The following is a 22,176-nucleotide window of genomic DNA, read 5'->3' on the forward strand; positions in this document are numbered from 1 at the left end:
TTCGTCAGGAGAATCAGGCCAGAATTTTTGGTGGCTGATGGGTCGCCATCGCGAGCAGGCTCACTCCTACAGGTAATCTGTGGCGTTTACAAAACCACTGTAGGAGTGAGCCTGCTCGCGATGGCATCGACTCGGTCTCAGGTTAGATCAAGTGCGGTATTCGGCGTTGATCTTCACGTATTCATGCGACAGGTCAGTAGTCCAGATGGTTTCGCTGCAATCGCCGCGACCCAGTTCGATGCGGATAGTGATCTCTTCCTGCTGCATCACCGCCGAACCCTGGGCTTCAGTGTAGGTCGCCGCACGGGCGCCACGGCTGGCGATGCACACGTCGCCGAGGAACACGTCGATCTTGCTCACGTCCAGATCCGGCACGCCGGCACGGCCGACAGCGGCAAGAATACGACCCCAGTTCGGGTCAGAGGCGAACAATGCGGTCTTGATCAACGGCGAGTGGGCCACGGTGTAGCCGACATCGAGGCATTCCTGATGATTGCCGCCGCCATTCACTTCCACGGTGACAAACTTGGTCGCGCCTTCGCCGTCACGCACGATGGCCTGGGCCACGTCCATGCACACTTCAAACACCGCTTGCTTCAACTTGGCGAACAACTCGCCTTCAGCGCGGGTGATTTCCGGCAGTGCAGCCTTGCCGGTGGCGATCAGCATGCAGCAGTCGTTGGTCGAAGTGTCGCCGTCGATGGTGATGCGGTTGAACGACTTGTTGGCACCGTCGAGCATCAGGTTGTGCAGGACGTCACGGGAGACTTTGGCGTCGGTCGCGATGTAGCCAAGCATGGTCGCCATGTTCGGGCGGATCATGCCCGCACCTTTGCTGATACCGGTGACGGTGATGGTCACGCCGTCATGCTCGAACTGGCGGCTGGCGCCCTTCGGCAGGGTGTCGGTGGTCATGATGCCGGTGGCGGCGGCTTCCCAGTTGTTTTCCGAGAGGTCGTCCAGCGCGGCTTGCAGTGCACCTTCGATCTTCTCGACCGGCAGTGGCTCGCCAATCACGCCGGTGGAGTACGGCAGGATCTGACTGGCATCGACGCCGGTCAGCTCAGCCAGCTTCGCAGTGGTGCGTTCAGCGGCGGCCAGGCCAGGCTCACCGGTGCCAGCGTTGGCATTGCCGGTGTTGGTCAGCAAATACCGCACGGCGTTCTGCACGCGTTTTTTCGCCAGAATCACCGGTGCCGCGCAAAACGCGTTCAAGGTGAACACGCCCGCCACGGTCGAGCCTTCGGCGCAGCGCATTACGACAACATCTTTACGCCCCGGGCGCTTGATGCCGGCCGAGGCGATACCGAGTTCAAAACCGGCAACCGGGTGCAACGTTGGCAAAGGACCAAGACCAACAGCCATGAATGCGCTCCTTCCTCAATGATGTCAGCACCGCCAATCGATGCGGCGGTGGTTTAAATGGCAAAACGCCGCGACGGCAGGAGCCGGTCGCGGCGCGGGTATTTCAGCGATTGAAACGGGTTTTACTGGATCTGCCCGTGGCAATGCTTGAATTTCTTGCCCGAACCGCAGTAGCACAGTTCGTTGCGGCCCAGCTTCTGCTCGTTGCGAACCGGGGCGGCGGCGAGGGCCACATCGACCTCTTCACCAAGCAGTTCCGGTTGCTCCAGACCTGGCGCTTCAGCGTGTTCGAACTGCATGCGGGCGGCCAGTGCTTCGGCTTCCTGACGCAGACGTTGCTCTTCGGCTTCCGGGTCTTCGCGGCGCACCTGAACGTGCGACAGCACACGGATCGAGTCGCGCTTGATCGAATCCAGCAGCTCGGAGAACAGCGTGAACGACTCGCGCTTGTATTCCTGCTTCGGGTTCTTCTGGGCATAGCCACGCAGGTGGATGCCGTGACGCAGGTGATCCATGGTCGACAGGTGGTCTTTCCACAGATCGTCCAGTACGCGCAGAACGATTTGCTTCTCGAAGGAGCGCAGTGCCTCGGCACCGGCCTGATCTTCTTTCTCGTTGTACGCCGCCATCAGCTCGGTCATGAGCTTCTCGCGCAGGGTTTCTTCGTACAGGTGATCGTCTTCGTCGAGCCATTGCTGGATCGGCAACGCCACACCGAAGTCGCTCTGCAGCGAGGCTTCCAGACCGGCCACGTCCCACTGCTCTGGCAGCGATTGCGGCGGAATGTGCGCGCTGACGGTGGCGTTGAGCACGTCCTGACGGAAGTCGGCGATGGTTTCGCCGATGTTGTCAGCGGCCAGCAACGTGTTACGCATGTGATAGATCACTTTACGCTGTTCGTTGTTGACGTCGTCGAACTCGAGCAGTTGCTTACGAATGTCGAAGTTGCGGCCTTCAACCTTGCGCTGCGCCTTCTCGATCGCGTTGGTCACCATGCGGTGCTCGATCGCTTCGCCCGGCTGCATACCCAGGGCTTTCATGAAGTTTTTCACCCGGTCAGAGGCGAAAATGCGCATCAGGCTGTCTTCCAGCGACAGGTAGAAGCGGCTCGAACCGGCGTCACCCTGACGGCCGGCACGGCCACGCAGCTGGTTGTCGATACGACGCGATTCGTGACGCTCGGACGCGATCACCTGCAAACCGCCGGATTCCAGCACTTGCTGGTGACGCTTCTGCCAGTCGGCCTTGATCTGGGCAATTTGCTCAGGGGTCGGGTTTTCCAGCGACGCGACTTCCACTTCCCAGTTACCGCCCAACAGGATGTCGGTACCACGACCGGCCATGTTGGTGGCGATGGTCAGTGCACCCGGACGACCGGCCTGCGCGATGATCTCGGCTTCTTTTTCGTGGAACTTGGCGTTGAGAACCTTGTGTTCGATGCCTTCCTTCACGAGCAGTGCGGACATGTGCTCGGAGGTTTCGATGGTGGCAGTACCCACCAGCACCGGACGACCGGCAGCCATGCTTTCCTTGATGTCCGTAACGATCGCCGCGTATTTCTCTTCGGCGGTCAGGAACACCAGGTCGTTGAAGTCTTTACGCGCCAATGGTTTGTTCGGCGGAATGACCATCACTTCCAGACCGTAGATCTGGTGGAATTCGAACGCTTCGGTGTCGGCGGTACCGGTCATGCCGGACAGCTTGGTGTACAGACGGAAGTAGTTCTGGAAAGTGGTCGAGGCCAGGGTCTGGCTCTCGGCCTGGATGTTCAGACCTTCCTTGGCTTCGATGGCCTGGTGCAGGCCTTCGGACAGACGACGACCGGGCATGGTACGGCCGGTGTGTTCGTCGACCAGTACGACCTGGCCGTCCTGCACGATGTATTCGATGTTGCGATTGAACAGCTTGTGCGCACGCAGACCGGCATACACGTGGGTCAGCAGGCCCAGGTTATGCGCCGAGTACAGGCTCTCGCCTTCAGCCAGCAGGCCGACACGGGTGAGCATGTCTTCGATGAACTGGTGACCGGCTTCGTTGAGTTCGACCTGACGGGTCTTCTCGTCAACGGTGTAGTGGCCAGCCTTGGTGACTTCGCCTTCGACTTCTTCAACGTGCAGTTCCAGCTGCGGGATCAGTTTATTGATCTCCATGTACAGCTTGGAGCTGTCCTCGGCCTGACCGGAAATGATCAGCGGGGTACGCGCTTCATCGATGAGGATGGAGTCGACTTCGTCGATCACGGCAAAGTTGAGTTCGCGCTGGAATTTTTCTTCCATGCTGAACGCCATGTTGTCGCGCAGGTAGTCGAAACCGAATTCGTTGTTGGTGCCGTAGGTGATGTCGGCGGCGTAGGCCAGACGTTTCTCTTCCGGCGGCTGGAACGGCGTCACGACGCCGACGGTCAGGCCGAGGAATTCATACAGCGGACGCATCCAGTTGGCGTCACGACGCGCCAGGTAGTCGTTCACCGTCACAACGTGCACGCCCTTGCCGGACAGTGCGTTGAGGTAAACACCCAGGGTCGCTACGAGGGTTTTACCCTCACCGGTGCGCATTTCAGCGATCTTGCCTTCGTGCAAGGTCATGCCACCGACGAGCTGTACGTCGAAGTGGCGCATACCCATGATGCGCTTGCCGGCTTCGCGGGCGACCGCAAAGGCTTCTGGCAACAGCTTGTCGAGGGTTTCCCCTTTGGCGATGCGGGCCTTGAACTCTTCGGTCTTGGCGCGCAATTGATCGTCCGAAAGGGCCACCATTTGCTCTTCGAAGGCATTGACGAGCTGCACCGTCTTGAGCATGCGTTTGACTTCACGCTCGTTCTTGCTTCCAAAAAGTTTCTTTAACAAAGGCGCAAACATATCGGCAGGATCTTCCACACTAAAGGGATGGAGGGCGGCCCCGTGAGCGTCGCCCGTGCAGCCCTCATGGCCGCATGCGAACGAGCATTCTACCCGGAAACGGAAGTGAGGAAAGTGGCGATGTTCCACGATGCTGGCACTGCGCTTTGACGGGGCTCACTTAAAATAGGGGCGTTTTGCTCAACTTCAAGTCATACAAGGTAGAAGTTAGTCGTTGATTTAATGGGTAAAGCGAGGGCAAAAGCAATGGGCGAGTGATTTCGACCTTTCTGCTACCATGGCGTTTCTGTTACTTCAGGTGTTCGATCATGGCATTCCGCCCTCTTACGGCCAGAGCACCCGCCGTTCTCCTGCGCGAAGCCAAGCCGCTCAAAGCCATCCTCGGCCACGCCCAACGACTGGGTCATCTGCAGCGCCTGCTCGAAAGCCAACTGCAACCCGCCGCCCGTGAACATTGCCATGTCGCCTCGTGGCGTGAGGGCAGTTTGCTGTTGATTGTCACTGATGGCCACTGGGCCACACGCCTGCGCTACCAGCAAAAACGCTTGCAGCGGCAATTGCAGATGTTTGACGAGTTCGCCAGTCTGACGCGAATTCTGTTCAAGGTGCAGCCGCCGACGGTTCAACGTGGGGCGGCCGGGCACACGATGGATTTGTCCACGGATGCCGCGGCGACGATTCAGGCCACGGCGGACGGGATCACTGATCCGGGGTTGCGCGCGGCGCTGGAGCGCCTAGCGGCGCACGCCAAAGACAAATCCTGACTTCTATTCTGAATCTGCCTGCAATTCCAATGTGGGAGCGAGCCTGCTCGCGAAGAGGTTGTGTCAGATAACATTAAAGTTGAATGACACACCGCTTTCGCGAGCAGGCTCGCTCCCACATTTAGATATCCACCAGTTCAGGATTAGCGGCGTTTGCTGCCTCCGAGTAATGAGCCCATCAAACCGCGCACCAGTTGTTTGCCAAGGTTATTGGCAGCCTGGCGCATCGCCGACTTCAGCGCCTGCCCGGCTGCCGTCCCGAGAAACTCCCCTGCCCTGTCGGCCAGGCTCGGCTCTTCAACTGCTGGCTTACCCGCTGGCACCTCGGCCTCCGGCGCCAGCCCTTTGCGCCCCATCAGAATTTCATACGCTGACTCCCGATCAATCGGCTTGTCATAGCGCCCCTTGAACGGCGAGCCGGCAATCAGCACCGTGCGTTCGGTTTCAGTCAACGGCCCGATCCGCGATTGCGGTGGCGCCACGAGTACGCGCTGGACCATTTCCGGCGTGCCTTTTTCAGTCAGCGTACCGACCAAGGCCTCGCCAATCCCCAACTCGGTCAGCACTGACAAACTGTCGAACGCCGGATTCGGCCGGAAGCCGTCCGCCACCGCACGGAGGGATTTCTGCTCTTTGGCGGTGAACGCGCGCAAACCATGCTGGATGCGCAGGCCAAGTTGCGCCAGCACGTCATCGGGCAAATCCGCCGGCGACTGTGTGACGAAATACACGCCAACACCTTTGGAACGGATCAAACGCACCACTTGCTCCAGCCGTTCCTGCAAGGCCTTGGGCGTATCGCCAAAGAGCAAATGCGCTTCATCGAAAAACAGCGCCAGCAGCGGTTTGTCGGCATCACCGCGCTCCGGCAACTGCTCGAACAGCTCAGCCAGCAGCCACAACAGGAACGTTGCGTAGACCTTCGGTGCCTCGTGTACCAGACGACTGGCGTCGAGCAAGTGAATGCGCCCACGGCCGTCGGCGGTCGGTTGCAGAATGTCTTCGAGTTGCAGTGCCGGTTCGCCAAACAAGGCTTCGGCGCCCTGCTGCTCAAGAATCGCCAAGCGGCGCAACAGTGCCTGACTGGAGCCAGTAGTCATCAACGCGGCGTCATCGCCCAACAACTGCGGATTGTCCTTGAGGTGATTGAGCAGCGCTTTCAGGTCTTTCAGATCCAGCAGCAACAGGCCTTCACGATCGGCAACCTTGAACGCGGCGTAGAGCGCCGACTGCTGACTGTCGGTCAGTTCCAGCAGGCTGCCGATCAGCAGCGGGCCCATTTCGCTCAGCGTGGTGCGCAATGGATGACCGGACTCACCGTGGATATCCCACAAGGTCACCGGATACGCCTGTGGCTTGTGGTTTAGCCACGACATCCCGGCGATACGCTCGGCGACCTTGCCTTGCGGGTTGCCGGCCGCACCGAGGCCACACAGATCGCCCTTGATGTCCGCGGCAAACACCGCGACCCCGGCGTCACTGAACGCCTCGGCCAAACGCTGCAAAGTGACGGTTTTACCGGTACCGGTGGCGCCCGCGACCAGTCCGTGGCGGTTCGCCAGGCGCATGGCCTGAGCTATCTGCTGGCCTGCGAGGTCGGCGCCGATTACGAGTTGCGAGGAGTCAGGCATTTTGTCACCCAATGGTTAATCTTTGATTCTGCATGGCCGATAAAGAAGAGTGAGAGACCCGACCACAAGTCAGGCCGGACATTTCCCTAAGGAGAGACGGAAATATCAGCTTGTTTTCACCCTTGCCCATTTTGCGCGCTTCTATAAAAGCACGCCCTGGACATTAAGACCTTAGCGGAACCCCAAGCCATGAACAAAAATCTGCGCTTCAGCCATAAAATTTTGCTTGCCGCCGCCCTCATCGTCATCGCCGCCTTCGCCTCGTTTACGCTGTACAACGACTGGCTACAGCGCAATGCGATCCGCGATGACCTGAACAACTACCTCAACGAGATGGGCGAGGTCACCGCCGGCAATATCCAGACCTGGCTCAGCGGTCGCATTCTGCTGATCGAGAACGCCGCCCAGAACATTGCCATCAACCCCGAACCTGCCAACGTCGCCAGCTTGCTGGAACAGAAAGCCCTGACGTCGACGTTCATGGCTTCCTACCTCGGTGACGCCACCGGTCACTTCACCATCCGCCCGGATGCGAAGATGCCGGACGGTTTCGATCCGCGCGTGCGCCCTTGGTATAAAGGTGCCGAAAGCAGCAGCACCTCGACCCTGACCGAACCGTACATCGACGCCGCCACCGGCCAGTTGATCATCTCCATCGCCACCGCCTCGAAAAAGGCCGGTCAGAGCGTCGGTGTGGTTGGCGGTGACCTGAGCCTGCAATCGCTGGTCGACACCCTCGCCGCCCGCGATTTCGACGGCATGGGTTATGTGTTCCTGGTCAGCGCCGACGGCAAGATCCTCGTGCACCCGGACAAGGCGCTGGTGATGAAATCACTGAAGGAAGCCTATCCGCAGGACACCCCACGCATCAGCAGCGACTTCAGCGAAGTCACCGTTGACGGCAAGACGCGCATCGTCACCTTCGCGCCGATCAAAGGCCTGCCATCGGTTAACTGGTACATCGGCCTGTCGGTGGACAAAGATCAAGCGTTCGCCATGCTCAGCGAATTCCGCACCTCCGCAGTGATCGCGACCGTGATTGCCGTGGCCATCATCATCGCCCTGCTTGGCATGCTGATCCGCCTGCTGATCCAGCCGTTGCACGTGATGACCCGCGCCATGGAAGACATTGCCGACGGCGAAGGCGACCTGACCAAACGCCTGACCATCGTCAATAACGACGAATTCGGCATCCTCGGTACCGCGTTCAACCGTTTCGTCGAGCGTATTCACGGTTCGATCCGCGAAGTGTCCTCGGCCACCGGTCAGGTTAACGAAGTCGCCCTGCGCGTGGTCGCCGCGTCGAACTCGTCGATGTACAACTCCGATCAGCAAGCCTCGCGCACCAGCAGTGTGGCCGCAGCGATCAACCAGCTCGGCGCCGCCGCGCAGGAAATCGCCCGCAATGCTGCACAGGCCTCGAATCAGGCCAGTGATGCACGCGGTCTGGCTGAAGATGGCCAGCAAGTGGTGGATCGCAGCATCAAGGCGATGAATCAACTATCGAGCATGCTCAGCGCGTCGAGCAGTAACATCGAATCGCTGAACAGCAAAACCGTGAACATCGGCCAGATTCTTGAAGTGATCACCAGCATTTCCCAGCAAACCAACCTGCTCGCGCTTAACGCGGCGATTGAAGCGGCGCGTGCCGGTGAGGCCGGTCGTGGTTTTGCTGTGGTGGCCGATGAAGTGCGCAATCTGGCGCATCGCACCCAGGAATCGGCGCAGCAGGTGCAGACCATGATCGAGGAGCTACAAGTGGGCGCCCGTGAATCGGTGAGCACCATGAGCGACAGCCAGCGCCACAGTCAGGACAGTGTCGAGATTGCCAACCTGGCCGGGGAGCGCCTGAACAGCGTGACTCAGCGCATTGGCGAGATTGACGGGATGAACCAGTCGGTGGCCACGGCTACTGAGGAACAGACTGCTGTTGTGGAATCGATCAACGTCGATATCACCGAGATCAACACGCTGAACCAGGAAGGCGTGGAGAACTTGCAGGCGACGTTGCGGGCGTGTTCGGATCTGGAGCAGCAGGCTTCGCGTCTGAAACAATTGGTTGGCAGCTTCCGCATCTGAAGATCAAGAGCTTCACCCCCTCACCCCAGCCCTCTCCCCCAGGGGGGCGAGGGGGAAAGGGAGCCGATCTTCATGCTGTTCAAAATTCGAGTTCGACTCAGGTCTCTCAGGTCGGCGTATTTCCAATATCCACCTCGGTCAGTCCCCTCTCCCTCTGGGAGAGGGTTAGGGTGAGGGTGCTCTTCAGCTCTACCGCGCAATCCCGACCGAACATCTATTCTTGATAAAGGTCAACCAAGGGAGAACCACGCAGCGGAGGGTTGATCACCGTGCATATCGCCGACATCACCATGTTCTACGCCCCGGCCAGCGGGGGCGTGCGCACTTATCTGGATGCCAAACACCGCCGGTTGAGCGTCAAACCCGGCACTCGCCACAGCCTGTTGATCCCCGGTGCGCATTTCAGCGAACACGACGGTGTTTATACGGTTCCCGCCCCCGCCCTGCCGTTCGGCAAGGGTTATCGCTTCCCCCTTCGCCTCGCCCCTTGGCGCAACGTGCTGCACGATTTGCAGCCGGAGCTGATCGAGGTCGGCGATCCCTACCTGACCGCCTGGGCCGCCCTGGATGCGCGGCGACAGTTGGATGTGCCGGTGATCGGGTTTTATCACTCGGACCTGCCATTGCTGGTCGGCAATCGCATGGGCCGTTGGCTTACGCCGAATATCGAGGCGTATGTCACCAGGCTTTACGGTAACTTCGACCGGGTATTGGCGCCCAGTCAGGTCATGGCTGACAAGCTTACCGGCCTCGGCGTACGTAATGTTTTCGTACAGCCGCTGGGTGTGGATCTGCAGACCTTTCATCCGGATGCAGGAGACAGCAATCTGCGTGCGGAGCTGGGCATCGCCGAGGACACTCGCCTGTTGATTTTCGCCGGACGCGGTTCGAAAGAGAAAAACCTGCCGGTGCTGCTCAAATGCATGCAACGCCTCGGCCCCCGCTATCACTTGTTGCTGGTCGGTTCGTCGATGCCCACGGCCGTGCCGGACAACGTCAGCGTGATCAACGAATTCTGCCCCGCGCCACGCGTCGCGCAGTTGATGGCCAGTGCGGATGCCTTGCTGCATGCCGGCGATCAGGAAACCTTCGGCCTGGTGATCCTCGAAGCCATGGCCTGCGGCATTCCCGTGGTGGCGGTGGCGGCCGGGGCGTTCGAAGAGATTGTCACTGAATCCTGCGGCCTGCTTTGTGCACCGAACAACCCGCAGGCGATGGCCAATGCCGTGCGCGAACTGTTCAGTCGCGGCTGTACCAGGCTCGGCGCTCAGGCCCGCCAGCATGTCGAAACTCACTACGCCTGGGACACGGTGGTCGATAGCCTGTTGGGCCACTATCACGCGGTTCTCGGACATACGCTGCCACGGGTGGCCAATGCCTGAATCGGTGAATAATCCCGCCGTCTTGCTGGTGCTGCACGACGTGGCGCCGTCGACGTGGGCGGACTACCAACCGTTTGTCGAGGCCGTCGACGCAATGGGCAACGTGCCGATGACGTGGCTGGTCGTACCGGACTTCCACCGGCACAATGCACTCGACGATCACCCGGCATTTTGCCAAATGCTCGATACGCGCGTTGCCCTTGGCGATGAGTTGGCGTTGCATGGTTATTTCCACGATGACCAGGAGCCCGGCCCGACGACACCGCGCGACTGGTTCATGCGCCGCGTTTACACCCATGAAGGCGAGTTCTATCGTTTAACCCGTGAAACCGCCCTCGCCCGTCTGCGCGCCGGCATCGAAATCTTCCAGCACCGCGACTGGCCGCTGCACGGTTTCGTTGCCCCGGCGTGGTTGATGAGCGACGGCACCCGCCAGGCCCTGCGCGAGTTACCGCTGCGCTATACCAGTGATCCGCAGCATCTTTATCGTTTGCCGGATTTCAGCCCCCTCGATGCGCCTGGTCTGGTCTGGAGCGCCCGCAGCGCCTGGCGAAGGGGCTTATCGAAGATTGTCAGCGAGCAGCGTCAACTGCGTTGGCGTCAGGCGCCGGTGATTCGTCTAGGCTTGCATCCCGTAGACATGCGCCACGGTTATTCCCGTAATTACTGGCTGCACACCCTCGAACGACTACTGAGTGAAGGACGCGTACCGATGAGCAAAATCCACTGGCTCGACCAACAGCGCGGTCAATGGGGACGTGTCGCATGAGTCGCGGCATTCTCTTGCTGATCGGCCTGCTCGCGGCGGTGCTGATTCCGGTTGTGCTGGGTGGCGGCGAAACCTGGGCGCGACTGCAGAGTTTCCCGTTGCACTGGCTGCTGATCATGTTCGGCATGATCCTGCTCTGCTGGGGCATCAATACCTTGCGCCTGCGCCTGTTGCTCGGTGATCAGCGCGAGCGCGTCACGCCGCTGCAAAGCCTTGGCGTAGTAATGGCCGCCGAGTTCGCCTATTGCGCCACTCCCGGCGGCAGCGGCGGGCCATTAACAATCATGGCCCTGCTGGCCCGATCAGGCGTGCGTCCGGCCCGGGGCAGCGCAGTGTTTGCCATGGATCAACTGAGTGATTTGCTGTTCTTTCTCTGCGCCCTCAGCGGGATTCTGATTTATGCGCTGTTCCAGCACCTCAGTGATCGCCTCGAGTGGTTACTGACCGTCAGTGCGATTTCGCTGTTCGGGGGGTTGTTCAGTTGTGTGCTGGTCGCGCGCTATCACCGCACCTTGATTCGCCTGAGCGGTCGCCTGTTGGCAAGGATGAACGTCAAGGCCGGTACCCGTCGTCGCTGGGCGCGCAAGTTACTGCACTTTCTCGCGGCGTTTACCGATACGTTGAAGTTGCCCTGGCAAACATTGATCAAAGTATTCGCCCTGACCTGTGTGCATTGGTTGCTGCGTTACAGCGTGCTGTATCTGGCGCTGCGTGGCTTGGGCGCCGACTTGCAGTGGGCCTGGAGTTTTCTGGTGCAGATGCTCTCGCTGGGCGCTGGCCAGTTCAGTCTGTTGCCAGGCGGTGCTGGGGCGGCAGAGTTGACGTCGGCAGCGCTGTTGGCGCCGATGGTGGGGAAATCCACCGCAGCGGCGGCGATTCTGATCTGGCGGGTGGTGACGTATTACTTTTATCTGCTGATCGGAGGGCCGGTGTTTTTGTTGATGCTGGGCCGGCCTTTGCTAAGGAAACTCATGAAAGTGCGTCAAGCTTAAAAGATCGCAGCCTTCGGCAGCTCCTACAGGGATAGGGTTTCAATGTAGGAGCTGCCGAAGGCTGCGATCTTTTCAGGCATCCACTGTTTCATCATCAGACTCCGGTTTGAGTTGTTCCCACAACTCGGCAGCGCCGGGAAACTCGGTGCCATCCTCCGGGCTCATGTCCTCGGGATCAAATCGACTCAAACAACCCTCACCCAAAGTCGCCGGTGCTTTGGAAGTGGCTTTGTCCAGTGGATCACTCATGAAGGTTTCCTCGGGGCTGAAATGAACAAGGGTCTGAGCGATTGAACGCCCAGACCCTTGGTTTTTCAAGCCTGCGTGAGTTCGATCAGAACACCACAGTCTTGTTACCGTGCACCAGCACGCGATCTTCGAGGTGATAACGCAGGCCACGAGCCAGCACCATCTTCTCGACATCACGGCCGAAACGCACCATGTCTTCGATACTGTCGCTGTGGCTGACGCGGACCACGTCCTGCTCGATGATCGGACCGGCGTCCAGCTCTTCGGTCACGTAGTGGCAGGTCGCGCCGATCAGTTTCACACCACGCAGGGAAGCCTGGTGATATGGCTTGGCACCGACGAACGACGGCAGGAAGCTGTGGTGAATGTTGATCACCTTGTGTGCGTATTCACGGCACATGTCTGGCGGCAGAATCTGCATATAACGCGCCAGCACCACCACTTCGGCATCGTGCTGTTTGACCAGACGCGACACTTCGTCGAAGGCCGGTTGCTTGTCCTGCGGATTGACCGGGACATGGTAGTAAGGAATGCCATGCCACTCGACCATGCTGCGCAGGTCGTCGTGGTTGGAAATCACGCAGGAGATTTCGCAGTCCAGCTCATCGCTGTGCCAGCGGTGCAACAAGTCAGCAAGGCAGTGGGATTCGCGGCTGGCCATCAGCACAACACGTTTTTTCTGCTCGGTGTCGGTGATGCGCCAGTCCATCGAGAACTCTTCGGCGATCGGCGCAAACTTCTCGCGCAGAACTTCAATTCCGAAAGGCAGCGAATCGGCACGAATTTCGTGACGCATGAAGAACCAGCCGACCTGATTGTCCGAGTGGTGGCTCGCTTCGGTGATCCAGCCGTTGTGGGCTGCCAGAAAATTACTGACTTTGGCAACGATGCCAACGCGGTCCGGGCAAGATATCACCAGCCGAAAAGTGCGCATGAGGGGGGAACTCCAGAACTTCGCAAAGGCGGCCATTCTAGCGATTGCGCGGCAAAACTGCAGTACTGATGAGCACCCTCGCGCGCACCGCCTCGACACTCGGATTTCTGACGGCGGCAAACGTCACTCTCGCGGCGCTGCGCGAGCCCTTTTGATCCTTTGACTGTGAATATCTGTGATGACTGCATCACACTATTTAACTGAACATTCAAATTGCCGGTTTCTTTCGTAACTAATTTAAATAAAAAGTCCGGTTAAATGTTTACTTGATGAAACAGCCTGACTATTATTGCGGCACTGTCCCCTGCCATTCAGCACTCTACTAAGGTAGTAATCATGTCCTTGATCAACGAATATCGCGCCACCGAAGAAGCTATCAAAGAGCTGCAAGCCCGTTTGAAGAACCTGTCCGAAGACGACAAACTGCAAGCCGAGCTGGAATTCGAAGGCAAACTGCGCACCCTGATGGGTGAATATTCCAAATCCCTGCGTGACATCATCGCGCTGCTGGATCCAGAATCGAAAACCAAAGCACAACGCGGTGGCGCAGTAAAAACTACCGGCACCAAGCGTGCGCGCAAAGTTAAACAATACAAAAACCCGCACAACGGTGAAGTCATCGAAACCAAAGGTGGCAACCACAAAACTCTGAAAGAGTGGAAAGCCAAGTGGGGCGGTGATGTGGTTGAAGGCTGGGCTACCCTGCTGGGCTAAGCCGCAGTACCCGTCGCAGACCAATCTGCCACGAAAAGAAACGCCAGCGAATGCTGGCGTTTTTTTTATCCGCGAAAATTAGCGCCGATCATGTTCGATTTCAAAGATTCAAACGTTTGCGTAATGCCTGGACATAATTCTGCCATTCATCGAGTACGGCTCTCTGCATCGGTGTCGCACTAAGCGACCATTGCTCTGCGGCCTCCGTAAAAGATTGCAAGGTATTCGGCGCACCCCATTCAGGTGAGGACAAACGCTGCTGACAAAATATCCGCCAGCGTTCCTGCTCTTCAAAACTCAAGGTCTCGGGAAAGTTACGTGCTCGATATCGAAAGAGTAATTCAGGCAAACGTTCATCATCGAAAGGCCATTGCTCTTGCGCTAATTGCGAAGGGTCAGCGCTCCTCACTTGCTCACATAGACGCCGGTCGCGGTCACCGATAAAACCGTCGTACAACTGTTGTTCCGGATCCTCGCTCGGGGTGAAATCTTCGCTGACATAAATCGCAGCAACTTTATCTTTCCAAACTTGTTGTGCGTCAGTTAGTCGCAGCGCGCGTTCCTCATAAAGCGCCATGTCCAGGCCCAGCCTTTGCTGATCCTGCGCACGCAGTACCGACAGCGGAGCCACCACCGGGCATCGGTTGACATGAATCAGCTTGAGCGGCACCGGCAACTCGCCCTCAGGCAAATCGTCACGGCGGGTGTACAAGCGCTGGCGCAGGGTTTGCGCATCCAGATCGAGCAAGCCCTGCGGATCGAGGTGCAGGTCGCAGACGATCAAGGCGTTGCGGTTTTTCGGGTGCCAGGCCAGCGGCAGCACCACGCCAACATAACTGCGCGCCGCCGAGAAGCGCCCGGAAACATGCACCAGCGGCTGCAACAAGCGAATCTGATCCATGACTTTTTGCTTGCTGCGCAATTGGAACAGCCAGTCATACAGTTTTGGCTGCTTCTGACGGATCAACCGCGCCAGGGCGATGGTCGCGCGCACGTCCGACAGGGCTTCGTGGGCATGGCCGTGATCAATATGGTTGGCGGCGGTCAGGCGTTCGAGCTTGAGCGTCACCCGCCCGTCGTCGTCCGTCGGCCAGACCAGCCCGTCGGGACGCAGCGCGTAGGCGGCGCGCACCACGTCGATCAGATCCCAGCGACTGTTACCGCCCTGCCACTCGCGGGCGTAAGGATCGAAGAAATTGCGATACAAACTGTAGCGCGTCATCTCGTCGTCGAAACGCAAGGTGTTGTAACCCGCCCCGCAGGTGCCTGGGGCAGCCAGTTGCGCATGAACGCGGGTCATGAAATCGGCTTCGCTCAAACCGTTTTCGGCGAGCTGGCCCGGGGTGATGCCCGTGATGGCGCACGCCGCCGGGTGCGGCAGGATGTCTTCGCTGGGCTGGCAGTAGAGGTTGACCGGCTCATCGATCTCGTTGAGGTCATGGTCGGTGCGAATCCCGGCGACCTGCAACGGACGGTCGCAGCGGGGATTGATGCCAGTGGTTTCGTAGTCGTACCAAAAGATTGAAGTCACGGGCGGTTCCTGAACTGAAGATCGGCGAAGTCTAGGCGTTCAACCGCCGTCGCGGCCAGCCTTGAAACATTCAAACACCTAGTGTCACTCGCAGTGCAATACATAGTTATGTCGTTTCCCCCCGTGAGGCTGCTAGCATCGACCTCACTTGCCCCCCGAACAGGCGAACATCAGGTAGCCCATGCTCGAGCCTACAGCACCGCCAAGGAAAGCACCGCTGGCCCCGCCGCTGGATACGCGGTATCAGGTCGAAACGCCGGAAGGCATCGATCTGCCGTTGCGCCCCGCCGGGTTGATGGCGCGGGCCGTGGCCTTCGCGATCGATCTGGCCTTACGCGGCGTGATCATGGGCGTGCTGTTCATCGCCCTGGCGTTTCTCGGCAAGCTCGGCATGGGCCTGGGTTCACTGCTGCTGTTTGCGATCAGTTGGTGGTACATGGTGCTGTTCGAAGTGCTGCGTCAGGGCCGCTCGCCGGGTAAACAATGGATGGGGCTGCGCGTGGTGCACGATGACGGCACTCCGATTGGCTGGTCGGCCTCGCTGCTGCGCAACCTGCTGCGCTTTGTCGATCTGCTGCCCTTCGGCTACTTCCTTGGCACCCTCAGTTGCCTGCAACACCCGACCTTCAAACGCCTCGGCGACATCGCTGCCGGCACACTGGTGGTCTACAGCGAACGCCCGCTGAGTCGACCGCAATTGCCTGATGCCGAACCGCGACGCTGTCCCGTCCCTCTCACCCTCAGCGAACAACGCGCCGTGCTTGGCTTTGCCGAGCGCCAGAGTGAATTATCGCCAGCGCGGGTCAATGAACTGGCGGCGCTGCTCGCCCAGCCTCTGCATATTTCTGCGCCCAAAGCTGTGATTGAACTCAATGGCATCGCTCGCGGTTTGTTGGGCCCGACATGAAGCAGAGTCTTTTCGAAACCCGCCACAAGGCCGAATGGGAGCGTTTTGCGCTGGCCCTCGAACGCCTTGAACGTGGCAAGGATACCTCGCAAGTCGGCGGTTTCCCCAAGGCCTATCGACGCCTTTGCCAACATCTGGCGCTGGCACAGGCGCGCGGTTACAGCAGTTTCCTCATCGACTCACTGCAGCAACAGGTGTTGCGCGGCCATCAACAGCTGTACCGTCATCGCAGCCGATTCGGCGCCAATCTGCTGAGTTTCATCCTCGCCGACTTTCCCAGACTGGTGCGCGCCGAATGGCCCTTTGTGCTGGTCGCCAGCCTGCTGTTCTTTGGCAGCCTGATCGGCGTCGGCGTGTTGGTGTACGTGTTTCCCGAACTGATCTACAACCTGATCCCCGCCGATCAGGTGCGCGAGATGCAAGGCATGTACGACCCGGTCGCCGGCCATCTCGGACGCCCCGCGGAGCGTGCGGCCAGCGAAGACTGGGTGATGTTCGGTTACTACGTGATGCACAACATCGGCATTGCCTTTCAGACTTTCGCCAGCGGTTTGTTGCTGGGTGTGGGCAGTGCGTTCTTTCTTCTCTACAACGGCATGGTCATCGGCGCGGTCGCCGGGCATCTGAGCGAGATCGGTTTCGGCCAGACCTTCTGGTCATTCGTCATCGCCCACGGCGCCTTTGAACTCACCGCCATTGCCCTCGCCGGCGCGGCCGGCCTGGAACTCGGCTGGGCGTTGATCGCACCCGGACGGCTGACGCGCGGTGAAGCGCTGCAACGGGCGGCGCGCAAGAGCGTATTGCTGGTGTGCGGGGTGATGCTGTTCCTGTTGATTGCCGCGTTTATCGAAGCCTATTGGTCGTCGAAAACCAGTGTCACACCTTTGACCAAATATCTGGTCGGCGCCGGGCTTTGGACGTTGGTCGCGCTCTATCTGGCGTTCGCTGGAAGGACACGTCATGCGCCTGAGTGACGCCACCGTGGTGATCCGCCCGCGCACGACCTGGGAGGCCATGGACCTCGGCGTGCTGATGAGCCAGCAACACCGGCGTCTGCTGATGACCAGTTGGGCGATCGTCACCCTGCCGCTGTTCGCCCTGCTCAGCCTGCTGCTGTGGGACTCGCCGTCGCTGGCGGTGTTTATCTTCTGGTGGCTGAAACCGGCGTACGAACGCCTGCCGCTGTACATCCTGTCGCAAGCGCTGTTTGGCGAGACGCCGACACTGAAACAAGCCTTGCGCGAATGGCCACGCCTGCTCAAACCGCAACTGCTGGCCAGTCTGACCTGGCGCCGCCTGAGTTTCAGCCGCAGTTTTCTGCTGCCGGTGGTGCAACTCGAAGGTCTCGACGGCAGTGCCCGGCAACAACGCCTGCACGTGCTGCTGCAACGCAACGCCGGCGCTGCGCAATGGCTGACCCTCATCGGCGTGCATCTGGAAACCGCGCTGTGGATCGGCCTGATGGTGCTGTTCTACATGTTGCTGCCGCAACAGGTCGAAACGGATTGGAGCTGGCAGTCACTGATACTCGCGACGGATCAAGACTGGCGCTGGCTGGAACATCTGACCAATGCTTTCTACGCGCTGGTGCTGGTGGTGTGGGAGCCGGTCTATGTCGCCTGCGGGTTCAGCCTTTATCTGAACCGGCGCACACAACTGGAAGCATGGGACATCGAACTGGTGTTCCGCCGCTTGCGTCAACGTCTGAACAACGCTGTATTGGGATTGCTGCTGGCGGTCTGTCTGGTGTTGCCGAATATGCCGTCGACCTGGGCGGCCGAGCCTGATGACAGCCCGCAGGCGCCGCGCCTGTTGAATCAGCCGCTGACCAGTCAGGCCTCCCGGGACAGTATCAAGGCGCTGCTTGAACAGCCGCCGTTCAAGAACAAGGAAGTCGTCAGCCGTTATCGCTTTGGCGAAGATCCGGCAAAACCTGCCGAAGCGCAGAAACCGGGTGAAGCGCCGCAGTGGCTGAAAACCCTGCTGGGCTGGCTCGACGGGCAACACTTGAATGTGCTGGCGAAGGTCATTGAAGTGCTGTTGTGGGGCACGCTCATTGCGGTGCTGGGCTGGCTGGTCTGGCGCTATCGCGAGTTTCTCCAGGCCTTTGTCAGCCGTCGTGCGAAACTGCCTGCCAAGACAAAACGAGCATTGCCGCAGCAAGCCTTCGGTCTGGATTTGAACCGCGACACCTTGCCCGACGACATCGCCGCCAATGCCGAACAACTGTGGCAAAGCCAACCCCGCGCAGCGTTGGGTCTGCTCTATCGAGGGCTGCTCAGCCATCTGCTCCACGACTTCGATCTGAGCCTGAAACCCGCCGACACCGAACTTCAGGTGTTGGCGCACGTGGAGCAATTGCAGCGCCCCGAACTGCTCGCCTTCAGCCGCAGCCTGACTAACCACTGGCAGAACATGGCCTACGGGCATCGCGTGCCGGCAGCGCCGCTGCAACAGGAATTGTGTGATGGCTGGCGTGCCTTGTTCGGCCCCGGAGCCGCCCGTTGAGTCGCCGGACATTGTGGTGGGTTGGCGCGTTGATCGCCCTGTTGCTGGGCGCTTTAACCGTTTTCCTCTATCTCAAGGCCAAGCCTTATCAGGAAGAAGTCGATCACGGCCCCTCGCCCAGCGCGCAAGCCAATCCTTATCTGGCGGCCGAGCTTTTTTTGCGTGAGCGCGGCCTCATGGTCAGCCATGCCGAGAGCCTCGCGGTACTGCCGGAAATCGACCCACGCCGTCATACATTGCTGTTGTTCAACGACCGCTCACGCATGACCCCGCGTCAGGTTGAGCAAGTGTTGAACTGGACGCGGGCCGGCGGGCGGCTGGTGTTCGTCGCCGAATCGCTGTGGGATGAGCAGAGCAAACAAAGCAATGACCTGTTGCTTGATCGGGTGCAACTGCATCAATCCCTGAGCAAGGATCTGAAAGACCTGCCCGCCGACGTGGCGCCAGACCGCTTCCCGAAATTGACCAAACTCTATCTGGAAGACGAAGACGCCCCGGCCTACGCCGGTTTCGATACCGACTTCCACCTCGACGACCCGAAGAACCTTGCGCAAGCCTGGGCCAACAGCGCCAAGGCCACGCACATGATGCAACTGCCCTACAGCCTTGGCTCGATCACCGTGGTCACCGACGCCGAGCTGTGGAAGAACAACATCATCAGCCAATACGACAACGCCTGGTTGCTCTGGTATCTGAGCGCCGACACCGACGTCACGTTGATCTACAACACCGAGCACGATGGCCTGCTGACCTTGCTCTGGCGCTACTTCCCGCAAGCCATCGTCGCCCTGCTCGCGTTGATCGGCCTGTGGCTGTGGCATGTCGGTGTGCGCCACGGCCCACTTCAGCTACCCGCCCCGAGTGGACGCCGACAATTGCAGGAACACCTGCGCGCCAGTGCCGATTTCCTGCTGCGCCACAACGGCCAACAGGCACTGCTGCAAGCACTGCAACAGGATGTGTTGCGCCGCGCCCGCCGCCGCCATCCCGGCTTTGATCAATTGAACGTTGCCGAACAATGGCTGGCATTGTCGCGCCTGACCCGGCAACCCACCCGCGCTATCAGCCAGGCCCTGAGCCCGGTGCCGAACCGGCGGATCTCCAGCGCCGATTTCTGCCGCCAGGTCGCCCACCTGCAAACCTTGAGGAACACGCTATGACCGAACAGATCGAGCCCGGCAGCGCCAGCCACGCCGCCCAGCAACGCCAGCGTGCCAGTCAGTTGGCGCACGCGGTGCGCGGCGAATTGCAGAAAGCCTTGATCGGCCAGAACCAGGTGATCGACGACGTGCTCACGGCGCTCATCGCCGGTGGCCACGTATTGCTTGAAGGTGTGCCGGGGCTAGGCAAAACCCTGCTGGTGCGCGCGTTGGCCCGTTGTTTCGGCGGCGAGTTTGCGCGGATTCAATTCACCCCGGATCTAATGCCCAGCGACGTCACTGGCCACGCCGTATACGACCTGCAAACCGAGCAGTTCAAGCTGCGCAAAGGCCCGCTGTTCACCAACCTGTTGCTGGCCGACGAGATCAACCGCGCCCCGGCGAAAACCCAAGCGGCACTGCTCGAAGCGATGCAGGAACGGCAGGTCACACTCGAAGGCCGCGCCCTGCCCATCGCGCAACCGTTCATGGTGCTGGCCACGCAGAACCCGATCGAACAGGAAGGCACCTATCCCCTGCCGGAAGCCGAGCTCGACCGCTTCATGCTCAAGGTACGCATGGACTACCCGGACGCGGATCAGGAGTTGAACATGGTGCGCCAGGTCAGCCGTTCAACCCGCGCCGACATGCTCGATGTGCAACCGCTGCGCACGGTGTTGCAAGCCAAGGATGTGCAAGCCCTGCAACGCATCGCCAGTGACTTGCCGCTGGACGATCAGGTGCTCGACTACGCCGTGCGTCTGGCCCGTAGCACGCGCACCTGGCCGGGGCTGATTCTCGGCGCCGGGCCCCGCGCCTCGATCGCACTGGTGCGTTGCGCCCGTGCCCGCGCGTTGTTGCGTGGCGGTGAGTTCGTGATCCCCGACGACATCAAAGGCTGCGCACTGGCTGTGCTGCGCCATCGAGTACGCATCGCTCCGGAGCTGGACATTGAAGGGCTGCAGGTCGATCAGGTGCTGCAGCAACTGCTCGACCAGATTGCGGCGCCGCGTCTGTGAAACCCTCACGCCTGCTGTTGATCTGGCTGGCCTTGCTGCTGGCCATCGGCATCGTTCTGGGTACATTGCGGGCGCTGGAAGTCGACATCCCTGCCAGCCTGATATCGATCAACTGGGGATTACTGCTGGCATTGTTGGCGCTGGCAACGCTCGACGCGTTGCGCCTCAAGCGCCTGCCCGCACTGCGGGTCACACGGCAGATGCCGGGCAGCCTTGCGCTCGGGCGCTGGGGAGAAGTGCAACTCAACGTTGAACATGACTTTGCCGACCCCCTGAACATTCAGATTTTCGACCATGTTCCGCAGGGGCTGAGCTTTGAGAACCTGCCGCTCAGCGTCCAATTGCAGCCCGGTCAGACCAGCCAGATCGGTTATCGCCTGCGGCCACTCAAACGCGGCCACTTCAGCTTCGATGTGTGCGAGGTCAACCTGCCCAGTGCACTGGGTCTGTGGTCAGGCAAACGCCTGTTGCAGGTCAGCGATAGCACCCGTGTTTACCCCGACTTTGCCCGCCTGTACGGCGGTCAGTTGCTGGCGGTGGATAACTGGCTCAGCCAACTCGGCGTGCGCCAAAGACAACGTCGCGGCCAGGGTCTGGAATTCCATCAGTTGCGCGAATTCCGTGAAGGCGACAGTCTGCGCCAGATCGACTGGAAAGCCACCGCCCGCCAACGCACACCGATTGCCCGTGAGTATCAGGACGAACGCGACCAGCAGATCCTCTTTCTGCTCGACTGCGGCCGGCGCATGCGCAGCCAGGACGATGAACTGTCGCACTTCGATCACGCACTCAATGCCTGCCTGCTGCTCAGCTACATCGCGCTGCGCCAGGGCGACGCCGTGGGCTTGATGACCTTTGCCTGCGATCAACCTCGCCATCTCGCACCCGTCAAAGGCGCCGGCCAACTGAACGCGCTGCTCAACAGTGTCTACGACCTCGACGCCACCCGGCGCCCCGCCGATTACCAGGCCGCCGCCAGTCAGTTGCTGGCCCGGCAAAAGCGTCGGGCGCTGGTGATACTGGTCACCAACCTGCGCGATGAAGACGATGAAGAACTGCTCGGCGCCGTCAAACGTTTGAGCACGCAACACCGAGTACTGGTGGCGAGTTTGCGTGAGGAGACGCTCGATACCCTGCGCCATACGCCGGTGCAAACGCTACCTGAGGCTCTGGCCTACTGCGGGACGGTGAGTTACTTGAATGAACGAACAGAACTCCATGAGCAGTTGAGTGCTCATGGCGTTCCGGTGGTGGATGTTCGGCCAGCGGAGTTGGGGGCCGAATTGGTGACGCGGTATCAAGCACTGAAGGGAGCAGGTGGTTTCTGATGAATGA

At 59.9% G+C, this 22,176-nt stretch carries 18 protein-coding genes and 1 pseudogene; 13 read left to right on the forward strand and 6 right to left on the reverse strand.

The annotated features are described in order from the left end of the window. Positions 1 to 147: 147 nt before the first annotated feature. A complete protein-coding gene (gene argJ, locus HU718_RS23945) occupies positions 148 to 1,365 on the reverse strand; it encodes a bifunctional glutamate N-acetyltransferase/amino-acid acetyltransferase ArgJ (RefSeq protein WP_038366685.1) in 1,218 nt (405 codons plus the stop codon). A 122-nt stretch (positions 1,366 to 1,487) separates the two neighbouring features. Beyond that, on the reverse strand, positions 1,488 to 4,223 hold the full coding sequence (secA, locus tag HU718_RS23950; protein WP_095121328.1) for a preprotein translocase subunit SecA: 2,736 nt from the start codon (positions 4,221 to 4,223) through the stop codon (positions 1,488 to 1,490). Positions 4,224 to 4,531: 308 nt separating this feature from the next. Between secA and HU718_RS23955 the strand changes: the two genes are divergently transcribed. Then, positions 4,532 to 4,987, forward strand: a complete 456-nt coding sequence (locus HU718_RS23955) for a DUF721 domain-containing protein (RefSeq protein WP_150708609.1) — start codon at positions 4,532 to 4,534, stop codon at positions 4,985 to 4,987. Positions 4,988 to 5,130: 143 nt separating this feature from the next. On the opposite strand, the gene HU718_RS23960 is transcribed toward HU718_RS23955, so the two are convergent. Next, complete coding sequence (locus tag HU718_RS23960) at positions 5,131 to 6,618, reverse strand: helicase HerA-like domain-containing protein (RefSeq protein WP_186616602.1); 1,488 nt, start codon at positions 6,616 to 6,618, stop codon at positions 5,131 to 5,133. A gap of 189 nt (positions 6,619 to 6,807) precedes the next feature. Between HU718_RS23960 and HU718_RS30080 the strand changes: the two are divergent. The 5 genes and pseudogenes from HU718_RS30080 to gpgF all read left to right on the forward strand — a co-directional run. Then, positions 6,808 to 7,839 (forward strand): annotated as a pseudogene (locus HU718_RS30080) (HAMP domain-containing protein); the annotation flags it as partial. A 93-nt stretch (positions 7,840 to 7,932) separates the two neighbouring features. Further along, positions 7,933 to 8,697, forward strand: coding sequence for a methyl-accepting chemotaxis protein (locus HU718_RS30085; RefSeq protein WP_371043227.1), 765 nt, complete (start codon positions 7,933 to 7,935; stop codon positions 8,695 to 8,697). Between the two features lie 269 nt (positions 8,698 to 8,966). Beyond that, positions 8,967 to 10,079, forward strand: coding sequence for an N-acetylglucosaminyl phosphatidylglycerol synthase (gene gpgS / locus HU718_RS23970; RefSeq protein ID WP_496198566.1), 1,113 nt, complete (start codon positions 8,967 to 8,969; stop codon positions 10,077 to 10,079). Continuing rightward, positions 10,072 to 10,848, forward strand: coding sequence for an N-acetylglucosaminyl phosphatidylglycerol deacetylase (gpgD, locus tag HU718_RS23975; RefSeq protein ID WP_186616601.1), 777 nt, complete (start codon positions 10,072 to 10,074; stop codon positions 10,846 to 10,848). Before gpgS ends, gpgD begins: the two co-directional genes overlap by 8 nt. After that, a complete protein-coding gene (gene gpgF / locus HU718_RS23980) occupies positions 10,845 to 11,840 on the forward strand; it encodes a glucosaminyl phosphatidylglycerol flippase (protein WP_095121331.1) in 996 nt (331 codons plus the stop codon). The genes gpgD and gpgF overlap by 4 nt, the downstream gene beginning before the upstream one ends. Positions 11,841 to 11,912: 72 nt before the next feature. On the opposite strand, the gene HU718_RS23985 is transcribed toward gpgF, so the two are convergent. Both HU718_RS23985 and purU read right to left on the reverse strand, forming a co-directional pair. Further along, positions 11,913 to 12,089 carry a hypothetical protein gene (locus HU718_RS23985; protein WP_176470102.1) on the reverse strand — a complete coding sequence of 59 codons (177 nt, stop codon included), beginning with the start codon at positions 12,087 to 12,089 and terminating at the stop codon, positions 11,913 to 11,915. Between the two features lie 85 nt (positions 12,090 to 12,174). Next, positions 12,175 to 13,023, reverse strand: a complete 849-nt coding sequence (gene purU / locus HU718_RS23990; RefSeq protein WP_007912774.1) for a formyltetrahydrofolate deformylase — start codon at positions 13,021 to 13,023, stop codon at positions 12,175 to 12,177. Between the two features lie 336 nt (positions 13,024 to 13,359). On the opposite strand from purU, the gene mvaT reads away from it, so the two are divergent. Beyond that, positions 13,360 to 13,737 carry a histone-like nucleoid-structuring protein MvaT gene (gene mvaT / locus HU718_RS23995; RefSeq protein WP_186616600.1) on the forward strand — a complete coding sequence of 126 codons (378 nt, stop codon included), beginning with the start codon at positions 13,360 to 13,362 and terminating at the stop codon, positions 13,735 to 13,737. A gap of 100 nt (positions 13,738 to 13,837) precedes the next feature. On the opposite strand, the gene sbcB is transcribed toward mvaT, so the two are convergent. Beyond that, a complete protein-coding gene (gene sbcB, locus HU718_RS24000) occupies positions 13,838 to 15,268 on the reverse strand; it encodes an exodeoxyribonuclease I (protein WP_186616599.1) in 1,431 nt (476 codons plus the stop codon). Positions 15,269 to 15,449: 181 nt separating this feature from the next. Between sbcB and HU718_RS24005 the strand changes: the two genes are divergently transcribed. The 6 genes from HU718_RS24005 to HU718_RS24030 are packed head-to-tail and all read left to right on the forward strand — an operon-like array spanning position 15,450 to position 22,169. Beyond that, entirely contained in the window at positions 15,450 to 16,175 is a 726-nt protein-coding gene (locus tag HU718_RS24005; protein WP_186616598.1) for an RDD family protein, read from the forward strand. Continuing rightward, on the forward strand, positions 16,172 to 17,149 hold the full coding sequence (locus HU718_RS24010; protein ID WP_186616597.1) for a stage II sporulation protein M: 978 nt from the start codon (positions 16,172 to 16,174) through the stop codon (positions 17,147 to 17,149). The genes HU718_RS24005 and HU718_RS24010 overlap by 4 nt, the downstream gene beginning before the upstream one ends. Further along, the gene (locus tag HU718_RS24015) at positions 17,136 to 18,683 is read left to right on the forward strand and encodes a DUF4129 domain-containing protein (protein ID WP_186616596.1); all 1,548 of its coding nucleotides are present in this window, start codon (positions 17,136 to 17,138) and stop codon (positions 18,681 to 18,683) included. Before HU718_RS24010 ends, HU718_RS24015 begins: the two co-directional genes overlap by 14 nt. After that, positions 18,680 to 19,843 carry a DUF4350 domain-containing protein gene (locus tag HU718_RS24020; RefSeq protein ID WP_186616595.1) on the forward strand — a complete coding sequence of 388 codons (1,164 nt, stop codon included), beginning with the start codon at positions 18,680 to 18,682 and terminating at the stop codon, positions 19,841 to 19,843. Before HU718_RS24015 ends, HU718_RS24020 begins: the two co-directional genes overlap by 4 nt. Beyond that, positions 19,840 to 20,841: an AAA family ATPase gene (locus HU718_RS24025; protein ID WP_186616594.1), complete on the forward strand. Its 1,002-nt coding sequence runs from the start codon at positions 19,840 to 19,842 to the stop codon at positions 20,839 to 20,841. Before HU718_RS24020 ends, HU718_RS24025 begins: the two co-directional genes overlap by 4 nt. Then, positions 20,838 to 22,169: a DUF58 domain-containing protein gene (locus HU718_RS24030; protein WP_186616593.1), complete on the forward strand. Its 1,332-nt coding sequence runs from the start codon at positions 20,838 to 20,840 to the stop codon at positions 22,167 to 22,169. The genes HU718_RS24025 and HU718_RS24030 overlap by 4 nt, the downstream gene beginning before the upstream one ends. Positions 22,170 to 22,176 lie beyond the last annotated feature (7 nt).

This window comes from Pseudomonas tensinigenes, from assembly GCF_014268445.2.
GTDB classification, from domain to species: domain Bacteria; phylum Pseudomonadota; class Gammaproteobacteria; order Pseudomonadales; family Pseudomonadaceae; genus Aquipseudomonas; species Aquipseudomonas tensinigenes.

Coding starts and splice junctions, on each gene's coding strand:
- gpgD (WP_186616601.1), top strand. CDS start 10,072: ATGCCTGAATCGGTGAATAATCCCGCCGTCTTGCTGGTGCTGCACGAC.
- secA (WP_095121328.1), bottom strand. CDS start 4,223: ATGTTTGCGCCTTTGTTAAAGAAACTTTTTGGAAGCAAGAACGAGCGT.
- purU (WP_007912774.1), bottom strand. CDS start 13,023: ATGCGCACTTTTCGGCTGGTGATATCTTGCCCGGACCGCGTTGGCATC.
- argJ (WP_038366685.1), bottom strand. CDS start 1,365: ATGGCTGTTGGTCTTGGTCCTTTGCCAACGTTGCACCCGGTTGCCGGT.
- mvaT (WP_186616600.1), top strand. CDS start 13,360: ATGTCCTTGATCAACGAATATCGCGCCACCGAAGAAGCTATCAAAGAG.
- HU718_RS30085 (WP_371043227.1), top strand. CDS start 7,933: ATGTACAACTCCGATCAGCAAGCCTCGCGCACCAGCAGTGTGGCCGCA.
- HU718_RS23955 (WP_150708609.1), top strand. CDS start 4,532: ATGGCATTCCGCCCTCTTACGGCCAGAGCACCCGCCGTTCTCCTGCGC.
- HU718_RS24015 (WP_186616596.1), top strand. CDS start 17,136: ATGCGCCTGAGTGACGCCACCGTGGTGATCCGCCCGCGCACGACCTGG.
- HU718_RS24025 (WP_186616594.1), top strand. CDS start 19,840: ATGACCGAACAGATCGAGCCCGGCAGCGCCAGCCACGCCGCCCAGCAA.
- HU718_RS23985 (WP_176470102.1), bottom strand. CDS start 12,089: ATGAGTGATCCACTGGACAAAGCCACTTCCAAAGCACCGGCGACTTTG.
- HU718_RS24010 (WP_186616597.1), top strand. CDS start 16,172: ATGAAGCAGAGTCTTTTCGAAACCCGCCACAAGGCCGAATGGGAGCGT.
- gpgF (WP_095121331.1), top strand. CDS start 10,845: ATGAGTCGCGGCATTCTCTTGCTGATCGGCCTGCTCGCGGCGGTGCTG.
- HU718_RS23960 (WP_186616602.1), bottom strand. CDS start 6,618: ATGCCTGACTCCTCGCAACTCGTAATCGGCGCCGACCTCGCAGGCCAG.
- HU718_RS24005 (WP_186616598.1), top strand. CDS start 15,450: ATGCTCGAGCCTACAGCACCGCCAAGGAAAGCACCGCTGGCCCCGCCG.